1 protein-coding gene is annotated in these 738 nt (G+C 45.1%); it reads left to right on the top strand.

Annotated features, from left to right (window positions below; translation table 11 throughout):
* Positions 1–177 precede the first annotated feature (177 nt).
* Positions 178–738: GAD-like domain-containing protein (locus TW84_RS23245; protein ID WP_052707962.1), on the top strand; the 561-nt coding region annotated here is incomplete at its 3' end.

The following is a 738-nucleotide window of genomic DNA, read 5'->3' as shown; positions in this document are numbered from 1 at the left end:
TCAAGCATTATGAAGGTTAACCAATGTCGTCCTCACTAAGTGGGCTTTTGGGCTTTCTGTGATTAGCTTTCTGATATCGTAAACGTCTAAATGCGGGCACAATCCAATGCCTGAAGCAGGCTTAAAGACAATCGGAAAGGCGTGGCTGTGACAAACAAATGAAACGAGGAAAACGCAGTGTCTGACGAAGATTTTAAAATGTTTTTGGAAGAGTTTGGCGAACCCACCACGTATGTTAAAGCCGCAGACCAACACATTGAAGCTTATCGGGGCATACTTCCTGACCAGTTGCTTGAGTATTGGCAAATGGTCGGATTCTCTGGCTTTAAGGATGGCCTATTTTGGATCACTAATCCCGCCGAGTTTGAAGATGTGCTTGAGTGCTTCCTCAAGGGCACAGAGTTTACCGATTATGACAACTATCATGTCATCGCGCGCAATTGCTATGGTCAACTCTATTTGTGGGGAGAGCGCACTGGCGCGTCACTAGAGATAGCCCCTCACTTAAATTGGATACTGACAAACCAGGGGAACGAAAGTGAGATTGCTAAAGGCGAGGCTAATAGTGCCATTCAAAGCTTTTTCGGTTTTCAAGATCAAGAATATAAAGACATAAAAGCCAGTTCAAAGCCCCTCTTCCCATCTGTACTCAAAACGTATGGCCCAGTGGGTAAAGACGAGGTCATGGTATTTACCCCCTACCTATTTATGGGGGGCGAAAAATCCGTTGATGCTATG

Origin of the sequence: Vibrio neptunius (assembly GCF_000967495.1) — a bacterium.
Taxonomy (GTDB): Bacteria; Pseudomonadota; Gammaproteobacteria; order Enterobacterales; family Vibrionaceae; genus Vibrio; species Vibrio neptunius.
The sequence above is the reverse complement of the archived record's forward strand: the minus strand, read 5'-3'. Positions and strand labels throughout refer to the sequence as shown.